Below are 1,445 nucleotides of genomic sequence, written 5' to 3'. Positions count from 1 at the left end.
TGCGTGCACGGCGCGTTCGCCGGTGCCGAAACTGCGGTGGAGGTCGGTGACGGCCACCATGGGAGCGGTGACGGTGCCGGCCGGTTGCTGGGTCATACGGCGTCCCCCTGGGTGCGCTTCGAGCGTTCCCCGGCCGACTCGGCCGGGTGGCGACGTGGTCTTGATGAGGTGTGCATGGCGATATCGGATTGCTGACGGGCTCTCTCATCGGAGGGAAAGGCCGATCGCGGTGCCGTCATTGCCGAGAATTTGCTCACTAGTTACATGATTCGCGCAAGTCCCTTCCGTTCATGGATCGAATCTGACAGAGTCGTCCGCTATCCGGTGATCAATCGCCGGTGATCACCGTAGCGGTACGCGACAGGCGTCCATCCCGTGGCAGAGACGTGCCCGGACGGGGGAGAGCTGCGCGGGACCGAAATGTACTGGGGGAGGAACGGGATGCTCGGCTTCGTCGTGCGCCGTCTGCGCGGGCGACTGCCGTTGGCCGCCGCGGTCCTGCTCACGGTGCTGATCACCACTGCAGTGCTCACGGCGCTGGTGGCGTTCAACCGCACCGTGGGGGAGGCCGGGCTGCGCCAGGCGCTCCAAGGGCCGGTCCGCGCGAGGACCACCGTGCTGGTCAGTGCCGACCACGGGTTCGACAAGCGGCCCAAGGACGATGCGGCGGTGGGTGATTACGCCGGGAGGCTCTTCGGAGACCTGCCGGTGCACACCGAGACCGTCGCCCGCAGTCGCTCCTACGGGCTCCCGCAGAGCCCGGCGCCGTCGTCCGGCACCCCGGCAGCCGCCCCTTCGGGCACCCAGCCGGGCACCAACTCCGCTTCCCCGTCGGGCACATCGTCGGGAACCGGAGCCGGCGCCGGCACCCCCGCCGGCACTGGCACCCAGCCAGCCACCGCCCCCGCGAAGGGGCCCGAGTTGACGGTGCTGGCGGCGCTGGACCATCAGCGTGTCACGCTGTTGTCGGGTGGTTGGCCGGCGGTGGCGGGGGTGACGGGGCGGGGGGCGGTGGAGGTCGCGGTCCCGCAGGCCGTGCTGGCGCGGCTCGGTCTCACCGCGGGTGTGCTGCCGGCGGAGGTCCGGCTGGAGGACCGCTTCGACGGGTCGCCGCTCGTGGTGCGCATCACCGGGGTCTACCGGGCCGCGGATCCCTCGGACGTGTACTGGCGCCTCGACCCGGTGGGCGGGCGTGAGATCCAGGTCGGCGGGTTCACCACCTACGGCCCGATGCTGGTCGACGACAGCGTCTTCACCGCCGCGCGGATTCCGCAGAACGGCCGCAGCTGGCTGCTCGACGCGGACTTCGCCGGCATCGGTGCCCCCGCCTCGGCCGGGATCCAGGACCGTGCCGACAGTCTGGGCGAGGAACTGCGCCAGGCCACCGGCCTCCAGGTCAGGACCGAGGTCGGGGACGTCCTGCGCGAACTGGACTCCAGTGCGCT

General features: G+C 71.0%; 1 pseudogene. It reads left to right on the top strand.

From position 1 onward, the window contains the following. Positions 1–441: 441 nt before the first annotated feature. A pseudogene (locus J5Y04_RS41145) lies at positions 442–1,445 on the top strand (hypothetical protein); the annotation flags it as partial.

Origin of the sequence: Kitasatospora sp. RG8, assembly GCF_017813315.1 — a bacterium.
Lineage (GTDB): Bacteria > Actinomycetota > Actinomycetes > Streptomycetales > Streptomycetaceae > Kitasatospora.
Note: the sequence above shows the minus strand (reverse complement) of the source record. Positions and strands in the feature narration are given on the sequence as shown.